This window comes from Cerasibacillus sp. (assembly GCF_036516575.1).
Classification (GTDB): Bacteria; Bacillota; Bacilli; order Bacillales; family Amphibacillaceae; genus Cerasibacillus.
In genome coordinates this window covers 1-8,683 of record NZ_DATBTY010000041.1, presented here as the reverse complement: position 1 = coordinate 8,683, position 8,683 = coordinate 1, and the positions used below count along the sequence as shown (strand labels likewise).

The following is an 8,683-nucleotide window of genomic DNA, read 5'->3' as shown; positions in this document are numbered from 1 at the left end:
TTTTCTTTATTTTCGAAAAATTGAATAAAATCTGTTGACATTGTTAAAAAGACAGGATATGATAACAACTAATTTCATAAATTAACGATAACTCTTATATCGAGAAGCGGAGGGACTGGCCCTGTGAAGCTTCGGCAACCATTGATTTCTATCAAACGGTGCCAATTCCAGCAAGGGAAACCTTGGAAGATGAGAGGAGCAGTGCATATTTCGTATGACGCGACCTCTTTTTATATAGGGGTCGCTTTTTATTTTTAATGCACGTTCTACATAAAAGAAGGAGGGGTGTTTATGGGAAAAGAAAAGGATGAAGTGCTTGCAATTATTGAACAAGCCTTGCAAGAATTGCAGTTTGGAGAAGTTCATATTACCATTCATGAAGGACAAGTTGTGCAAGTTCATCGCACAGAAAAATTTAGAATATCCACGTCGTAAGAAGCTGACTAGACAACTAGAGGCCTTTTCGATTGAAGAAGTGTGTTTGTAATCACATATTCTTCATCGAAGAGGCTTTTTCTATGAAGAAAAGGAGAATGCATAATGAAACAACTATTCACATGGTTTCTCATATTGAGTACTGCTTTGATACTTACCGGATGTGACGGAGAAGCAAAGGGTGAAACAAATCAAACCATTACGATTGGAGCTACAGCAGGTCCATATAGTGATCAATTAAAAGAAGGAATCGCACCGATTTTAAAAGAGAAAGGAATCAAATTAAACATTATTGAATTTCATGATTATATTCAGCCGAATAATGCATTAGAAGAAGGGGATATCGATGCGAATTTATTCCAAAACCGTTTATATTTATCGAATTTTAACGAGCATCAAGGGACGAAGCTTACTGCGCTTTTTGCTGTCCCGACTGCCCCCATTGCGATGTATTCAAAACGACATCAATCGCTCGACGATCTTGAGCCAGGAATGACGATTTCATTACCGAACGATACGGTGAACTTAGCTCGTTCGCTCAATATGTTAGAGAGCTACGGGTGGTTAACAGTTGATCCAAATGTTAACCCGATTACAGCCTCTGAAAAAGATGTTATCGATAATCCGTATCATCTAAAGTTGAATCCGTTAGAAGCGGCAGCGACCCCTCGTTCTCTTGAGGATGCTGATTTTGCTTTCGTCAATGGAAATTATGCGATTGCTTCTGGATTGAAGTTGACAGAAGCGGTGGATGTTGAACAAACATCGGAAGATTTTTTAATTTATTTAACGGTTCGTGAAGGAGAGGAAGATGAGCCGTTCGTTCAAGCATTAAAAGAAGCGTATGAATCGGAAGAATTTTATACTTATACACTAGAACATTCCCAAGGGTACGTCTTACCCCCATATCAACAAGAACAGGAGGCGAAAAAATGATTGAAGTACGCCAAGTAACGAAACGATACGGTAATGTGCTCGCATTGGATGATGTATCGGTAACGATTGAACGCGGTGATATTTTTGGCATGATTGGCTACAGTGGAGCAGGGAAAAGTACATTGCTTCGTTGTTTGAATGGATTAGAGCAACCGACTTCAGGTGAAGTTATTATTGATGGCATCGACATTACAAAAGTATCTAAACGTGCATTGCGTCAAATACGACAAAAAATTGGAATGATTTTTCAACATTTTCATCTCATTCAAACAAAAACCGTATACCAAAATGTAGCTTTTTCTATGAAGGTGGCTGGAAAATCAACGGCTGAAATTGCCGAACGTGTGCCAGAACTGTTGCATCTTGTCGGACTGTCAGATCGAGCGAATCATTACCCTGCTCAACTTTCAGGAGGACAGAAGCAACGAGTGGGAATCGCGCGAGCGTTAGCAAATAATCCAGATATTTTATTATGCGATGAAGCGACATCCGCTCTCGATCCGACAACTACAGCATCTATTTTGCAGCTTTTAAAGAAAATTAATGAAGAACTCGATATTACGATTATTCTCATTACACACGAAATGAAAGTCGTTCAAACGATTTGCCATCGCGTTGCGGTAATGGAAGACGGAAAAATTGTAGAGGAAGGAGATGTGTATCATATTTTTGCCTCCCCTGAACAACCATTGACGAAGCAGTTTGTTGATACCGTTCATTCATTAACATTGCCTCCTCGTTTGTTAGAGGAGCGGACAGGAGACATTTTACAATTAACGTTTCGAGGAGATGATGCCGAGCAAGCAATCATTTCAAAGGCGGCAACTCGTTTTGCAGTTGATCTCAATATTTTACACGGACAAATTACGTACATTCAAGATCGAGCGCTCGGAACGTTGATTGTCGAGTTGTTAGGTGAACCGAAAGAACGAAAACGGGCGTCGGCTTGGTTAACGGAACGAACGAATCGATTGGAGGTGCTCGGTTATGCTAGTTAATATGGCGGATGAATTTGTTCAAGCATTCATTGAAACAGGCTGGATGCTTGGAATCGCGACATTCTTTTCGATTGCGGTCGGTGTACCATTAGGTGTCTTTTTATTTGTAACGAGTGAAGGGATGTTTTGGCAAAACCGAATCGTTCAATCGATTGCTGGCACGACGATTAATATTATTCGGTCGCTCCCGTACATTATTTTACTTGTTTTGCTCATTCCATTAGCGAAAGCATTATTAGGGACATCGACAGGACCGACGGCGGCAAGTGTTTCACTCGTGTTCGCAGGTATTCCATTTTATGCGAGACTCGTTGAAAGCGCGCTTCGAGAAGTGGACCGCGGTGTCATTGAAGCAGCCGAATCATGCGGGGCTTCCCCATGGCGTATCATTTGGGATGTTTTATTACCCGAAGCGAAGTCTGGCATGATTGCGGGTCTTACGGTGACGGTTATTAGTTTGCTTGGTTACTCTGCAATGGCCGGCATGATAGGTGGCGGTGGCATCGGGGACTTAGCCATTCGGTACGGATATCACCGTTTCCAACAAGAAGTGATGATTGCGACAGTTATCATTTTAATTATCGTCGTTCAATTGATTCAATCGGTAGGGGATCGACTATCCAAAAAAGCGAATAAAATGAATGTAACGTGAAAAAGTGACCATTATCCTGGTATATATTTAGATATTCCACTTAAATAATTTCAGTTTTCCGGTGTGACAGCAGTAGCGCTAAGGTGTAAGATGAAGAGTAATATGCCTGATTGATGCATGTTGTTGATCATCGGAAGGAGAATTTTCATGAATGAAGTGCTCGCTCGTTATATTCGAATCGTTAGTGTCGTCGGGGCATTGCTCATCGTGCTCATTCCTTTTTTATTTCGCACACCGACATCTGGTGCGTTAAAAATCGCTTTCGGTTTGCTCGTCGGGTTGTTTATCGTTTTAAGTATTCGGATGTTGTCCGTGAAGAGAGCGATGGATGATGCGCCGCGTTAGTTTACTGCTTATAAGGAAAGCATCGATTTCTGAAAAGAGATCGGTGCTTTTTTGTATGCATTTGCAGAACAAAAGGAGGTATTTTTGAAAAATGTTTAATGTTATGTGAGGAGGGCATCGGTAGAGTAATCATTCAAAAAGGAGAGATGGCAATGACGAAAGAACATTACGAGGAAGTCGATGAAGCTGTTGGTCGTCAACAGCAACAACAGCAACCTGGAATTGAACGCGACATGGAACCAGCTCCGATTTTTGACAATGGAACAAAAGGCGCTGGTCGCTTACGTGGCAAGAAAGCATTAATTACAGGAGGGGATAGCGGAATCGGGCGAGCTATCGCATTAGCGTTTGCGAAAGAAGGGGCGGACCTTGCGATCGTCTACTTAGATGAAAGAGAACGTAAAGATGCGGAAGAAACGTTGCGTGCGGTGGAACCGTACGGAGTTCAAACGTATATGGAACAGTTGGACGTGAGTCGCGAAGAAAATAGCGCACCGCTCATTCAGCGTGTGCGTCAACAGCTAGGCGGGTTAAATATTTTAGTTAATAATGCGGGAAAACAATTTCCACAATCGACAATCGCAGACATTTCAAGTGACCAACTGCATGAAACATTTGAAACGAACTTTTTTGGCTTGTTTTATGTAACGAAGGCAGCGGTTGCGGAGATGAAGGAAGGCGATGTCATATTGAATACTGTTTATGGCAGAATGAGAATGAACAGTTCGGCAGCTAATTTATGGACACAAAAATAGCCACTTGCCAACTCCTCCAAAATCACATACACTCTCGATGATTGGGAAATCAAGTAGAGAGGGGTATGCAAGGAGATGTTAGCAATGGCCGAAATTAATTATATCAGATACGAAACGAATACCAAAGGAAAATCCTATTCATCTGTTGCCAAACAAATGAATCGGGATCGCAGAACTATTAAGAAATATGCAGAACAAGACGAGGTACAAATTCAACAACCGTTTAAACAAAAAAGAAAAGCACGTGTAATGGATCCAGTAAAACCAATCATCGATCAATGGATTCGAGAAGATATGAAAAAGAAGAAGAAATTTCAACGTACCGCTAAGCGAATGTACGACCTTCTGGTCGAACAACATCAATTTACAGGGTCAGATCGTTCTGTACGAGCTTATGTAGCTAAGAGAAGACAAGAGTTATTAGAAGAAAATCAAGCTGCTTACTTACCGTTAGAATCAAGAGCAGGAACTGCCCAAGTTGATTTTGGAGAAGCACCTTTTCTTTATGAAGGAAAAGAAGTCGTGCGTCCTTACTTGGTATTATCTTTTCCCTATAGTAACTCATTTTTATTTCAAGTTTTTCCGTCTCAAAATCGAGAATGCTTTTTACAAGGACTCGCTAATATGTTCAGTGAATTACAAGGCGTTCCACACACGATTCGATTTGACAACTTATCACCTGCGGTGAAAAAAGTATTGCCTCATGGAGAGCGGGAATTGACAGATGAATTCCAACGTTTTGTTTCACATTATGGGTTTCAGTATGAATTTTGTAATCCGAATAGTGGGCATGAAAAAGGACATGTAGAATCCATGGTGAAGTATATTCGCAACAACTACTTACTGCCAGCTGTCTCTTATCATGATTTTCAATCCTTACATGAATTGACCATCCAGTGGAGCATAGAGAATCGCCAACGCGAGCACTATGAAAAGAATTTGCCAATTGCCGAACTCTATTTGGCAGATCAGGAAAAGTTTCTACAACTCCCTGGAAAGCCTTTTGAATGCGTACGTTTCCTTTCATTAAAAGCAGATAAATATGGTTTTATCCAAATTGAGCAGAAAAAATATTCTACTTCTCCACGCTATGCTCGTCAGGTTGTCATTGCAAAAATTAGTTATGATCACATTATTTTATTTAATGAAGAGCAAGTTGAAATCGTGAAGCATAAACGCTTATATGGTGATGAAGAGATGAAGTCTATGAATTGGCAACCTTATCTACACATGATGGCTAAAAGGCCGAATGCCTTAAAATACAGTTCATTTTACGACGAACTTTCAGAAAAATGGAAAAATTATTTACAGGATTGTACGATATCAGAAAAGAAAGCAGCACTTTCCTTACTCTCAAACCTTTTAAAAGAACGAGATTTTACTTTAGCCGATCAAGCCTTAGATGTCGCTTCAGCTCATGGCCATCATCCTACAGCGGCAGCGATTGAACAAGTTTTTTATCAGCTCGTTAATGGCCGAGGAATTCGGGAAACTTTGCCGAATTCTCATCTATCTGTCACTATTCCGCCTTCGGCGGAGCGAGGGTTAGATCACTATGATCAGCTTTTCGCTATCCAAGGAGGTGGTACGAAATGAGAGAACAAATTGAAGAATACGCAAAACGATTAAAATTGAGTTGGATTCGTGAGCATTATCATGAGGTTCAAGCTGATAATCATGAAGCTTTCCTGCTTGAAATCTTTCGACAAGAAATTAAACAGCGTGAGGAGCGTAAGCTTAATTTATTAATTAAACAAGCCGCTCTTCCTGACACTATGCACCAATCATTTGATTGGGTGAATCTCCACATGAACGGAAATCTATCACAACAGGAAGTACTGCAGGGGCAATTTATTGAGAGAAAAGAAAACTTGATTTTATACGGTGGTGTTGGAGCTGGAAAGACGTTACTGGCTTCTACAATTGGCTGGAATGCCCTACTCGAGCACCAATATAAAGTACGATTTTATACCGTCGCACAGCTCGTCAATATTTTATTAGATGCCCATGAAAAAGGAACAGTGGGACGACTTTTGAAACAAATTGAAAGTCTAGATCTTCTTATTTTAGATGAATTAGGTTATGTTCCTTTGCATAAACAAGGAGCAGAGCTCCTCTTTCAAGTGATCAATTTGTGTTATGAGAAGAAAAGTTTAATCGTGACGACGAATTTACAGTTTGGACAATGGAATCACATTTTTGGAGATCCTATTCTTACCGAAGCTGTCATTGATCGGCTGATTCATCATTCACATTTGATTGTCTTTAATCGTGAAAGTTATCGTCACAAAGAATCTTTAATGAATCAATAAATTAAGGGGGTGGCAAGCGGCTACATATTTAATTGCCGTTTCGAACATTTTCTAGTTGCCAAATACAATCATTCGAATACAATTTGCATTTCTAAGTTATTAATCAAATCCTCTTTAAACGTATTGATATCGTATACTTTATTTGACATCAATAGGTCTCTTTATAATAATCTAATCCAAAATCTGGATCAGAGCCTTTTAAAATATATAATAATAATTTCAGATTAATTTGAGATGGATTTACATTATTAAATTAGTCTAAAATTATTTTTATCTGCTTATTCTCATTTATATAACTTCTAGTTTCAACTACCTTAAAATTCAAATTTTTTATTGCGGCGACATGTTTGCAATGAGGATATTTGTTATTTTTCCCTACACAAACATATGCTTTAGATTCATTTTTAGAAGCTGGGAGCATACCTATTTCAGTTAAATCATCATACTTAATACTCGCACCATGATGAGCCATTACAATTGCATCATACTTTGTATTTAAAAATTCAATTGGTAATTGTATGTATTCACAATCTCCTGTAAATAATATTTTTTCTTCCTTATTCTTTACACATAGTACCAAGCCGATATTATTATTTATTGTATAGGAAGTTTTATACTCTATATTATTTCTGATTGCTTTAGTACCAATCTTCTTACCTTCCCCTTTTCCTAATGCGATATATTTGTTTGAAAAAATTGCTTTGTTATTTAGTTCTTCACTGACAAATATTACGTTAATATTTGGATGTCTAAATAAATATAACGCTAATCTCAATGCAGAAAAACTAATGTTTGAAGGTAACTCTGGAACAATCCAAGTTGTATTAAATTGTATTTCAGTTAAATAAACAACTCCTTTTATATGATCTAAATCCCAGTGAGATAATATAAAAATATGATGTTCCTCTATGGCAGCCGCGGCTTTTTGCGCAATCTTTTTTGTTAGTGATAAATTTCGGGAGTTTCCCATGCCTACATCATATACTATATCTAGTTTATTTCCTTTTGAATCTGATACAGTTATTTTAGACCAATTGCCTTGTCCAACATTATAAATCGTTATCTCAAAATCTAATTCTTCGGTAGTGGGAATCTTATTCATTATACTTCTTTCAATTAGTTTTCCATCCTTGACTCGTTTGGTTTCTAATTTTTGTCTTAAAATTTTTTCTGATTCATTAATTTTTTCTTTCTCATCATGCGATAATTTAGATTTAATTATTAAGGTTGCAGGTATCTCAATTAATGGGGATGCACTAAATAATAAGCTACCTTCATATATATTTATTTCCTCTTCTTTTACCTTATAATATTTATCAGCAATTACTACTTCATAAATTTCACCTATCTGAAATTTATGAAGTTGCGATTTATCTTCTTCAATATAAAACTCATAAAAATAAGGTCTATAATCCTCTCTGAGCGTCTCCAACATTTTTAAATCTGTTTCAATCATTTTAAAATTAGTTAAAGAGAATAATCTTTCTCCATCTTCTTCTAAAAATTTTGCATAAATTTTATTATTATTATTGTTATTAAACAAAGTCTTTTCTTCTAGGATAGAATTCCTCAAATTATGTACAGACTCATTCCACAATAAAAAATCATAATTATAAATAATTGGTCTAGCAAATTTAAAGTTTTTTTTGCCATATGTATTCTTCAGAGAAAAATTTTTTATACCTATATTCTTTTTTTGATTTTGAGAATAAATCCTCTCTAAAATATCAAAATTGAACTTCTGCATCTTTTCAAATAATTTCAAACTAAATTTCTCACTACCAATTTCAATTTCATAGTTACTAACCGGTCCACCAGTATTATACGAAATCTCAATGATTTCTCCTATATAAACTTTCTCATCATACTTATTTAAAAGAAATAAATAACCTGGATTTTCGTTAATTTGATTGACAAACTTTTTAACATCTTTCAAACGCTGATGGTTAATTTTCAATTTAACATTATCCATATTCACAATATATTGCTCCAAGAATATATTTTCCATATCACACCTCTTTTTTGTTTTAATTGTATTCATTACATATCTGTATTTTGCAAGTAAAAAGTACAAAAGAATGCAAGAAGAAATACATAAGCTTGCCAGCTTTCCAATTGTTATTATTATTTTTGACGCGAAAGTGCGTTCGTCACTCTAAAACTATCACCTGTAACATTCACAATATGAGCATTTTAGATAACTTGATCTACCTGTGCAACAATTAATCTCGTATTATTAAATACATGATT

At 37.0% G+C, this 8,683-nt stretch carries 9 protein-coding genes and 1 riboswitch; of the genes, 8 read left to right on the top strand and 1 reads right to left on the bottom strand.

All coding sequences use genetic code 11. The features are described 5' to 3' along the window. Positions 1-91: 91 nt before the first annotated feature. Positions 92-196: riboswitch (SAM riboswitch) on the top strand. Positions 197-291: 95 nt separating this feature from the next. From VIG73_RS08545 to istB, 8 genes are all read left to right on the top strand, one after another. Next, on the top strand, positions 292-435 hold the full coding sequence (locus VIG73_RS08545; RefSeq protein ID WP_194563436.1) for a YezD family protein: 144 nt from the start codon (positions 292-294) through the stop codon (positions 433-435). Between the two features lie 105 nt (positions 436-540). Further along, complete coding sequence (locus VIG73_RS08540; RefSeq protein ID WP_194563435.1) at positions 541-1,371, top strand: MetQ/NlpA family ABC transporter substrate-binding protein; 831 nt, start codon at positions 541-543, stop codon at positions 1,369-1,371. Further along, the gene (locus tag VIG73_RS08535; protein WP_331640967.1) at positions 1,368-2,369 is read left to right on the top strand and encodes a methionine ABC transporter ATP-binding protein; all 1,002 of its coding nucleotides are present in this window, start codon (positions 1,368-1,370) and stop codon (positions 2,367-2,369) included. The genes VIG73_RS08540 and VIG73_RS08535 overlap by 4 nt, the downstream gene beginning before the upstream one ends. Continuing rightward, positions 2,359-3,021, top strand: a complete 663-nt coding sequence (locus VIG73_RS08530) for a methionine ABC transporter permease (RefSeq protein ID WP_213086707.1) — start codon at positions 2,359-2,361, stop codon at positions 3,019-3,021. The genes VIG73_RS08535 and VIG73_RS08530 overlap by 11 nt, the downstream gene beginning before the upstream one ends. Positions 3,022-3,168: 147 nt before the next feature. After that, complete coding sequence (locus VIG73_RS08525; RefSeq protein ID WP_331640964.1) at positions 3,169-3,366, top strand: hypothetical protein; 198 nt, start codon at positions 3,169-3,171, stop codon at positions 3,364-3,366. A 152-nt stretch (positions 3,367-3,518) separates the two neighbouring features. Then, entirely contained in the window at positions 3,519-4,121 is a 603-nt protein-coding gene (locus tag VIG73_RS08520) for an SDR family NAD(P)-dependent oxidoreductase (protein ID WP_331640962.1), read from the top strand. Between the two features lie 75 nt (positions 4,122-4,196). Beyond that, a complete protein-coding gene (gene istA / locus VIG73_RS08515; RefSeq protein ID WP_331640960.1) occupies positions 4,197-5,717 on the top strand; it encodes an IS21 family transposase in 1,521 nt (506 codons plus the stop codon). Continuing rightward, positions 5,714-6,433 (top strand): IS21-like element helper ATPase IstB, encoded by a 720-nt coding sequence (gene istB, locus VIG73_RS08510; protein WP_331640958.1) that lies wholly within the window; start codon positions 5,714-5,716, stop codon positions 6,431-6,433. Before istA ends, istB begins: the two co-directional genes overlap by 4 nt. Positions 6,434-6,686: 253 nt before the next feature. Here the strand turns inward: istB and VIG73_RS08505 are convergent, their stop codons facing one another. Next, entirely contained in the window at positions 6,687-8,441 is a 1,755-nt protein-coding gene (locus VIG73_RS08505) for an MBL fold metallo-hydrolase (protein ID WP_331640956.1), read from the bottom strand. Positions 8,442-8,683 lie beyond the last annotated feature (242 nt).

What these genes read in the sequence shown, in the direction of transcription:
- VIG73_RS08545 (WP_194563436.1), top strand. Translation starts at nt 292, where the DNA reads ATGGGAAAAGAAAAGGATGAAGTGCTTGCAATTATTGAACAAGCCTTG.
- VIG73_RS08540 (WP_194563435.1), top strand. Translation starts at nt 541, where the DNA reads ATGAAACAACTATTCACATGGTTTCTCATATTGAGTACTGCTTTGATA.
- VIG73_RS08535 (WP_331640967.1), top strand. Translation starts at nt 1,368, where the DNA reads ATGATTGAAGTACGCCAAGTAACGAAACGATACGGTAATGTGCTCGCA.
- VIG73_RS08530 (WP_213086707.1), top strand. Translation starts at nt 2,359, where the DNA reads ATGCTAGTTAATATGGCGGATGAATTTGTTCAAGCATTCATTGAAACA.
- VIG73_RS08525 (WP_331640964.1), top strand. Translation starts at nt 3,169, where the DNA reads ATGAATGAAGTGCTCGCTCGTTATATTCGAATCGTTAGTGTCGTCGGG.
- VIG73_RS08520 (WP_331640962.1), top strand. Translation starts at nt 3,519, where the DNA reads ATGACGAAAGAACATTACGAGGAAGTCGATGAAGCTGTTGGTCGTCAA.
- istA (WP_331640960.1), top strand. Translation starts at nt 4,197, where the DNA reads ATGTTAGCAATGGCCGAAATTAATTATATCAGATACGAAACGAATACC.
- istB (WP_331640958.1), top strand. Translation starts at nt 5,714, where the DNA reads ATGAGAGAACAAATTGAAGAATACGCAAAACGATTAAAATTGAGTTGG.
- VIG73_RS08505 (WP_331640956.1), bottom strand. Translation starts at nt 8,441, where the DNA reads ATGGAAAATATATTCTTGGAGCAATATATTGTGAATATGGATAATGTT.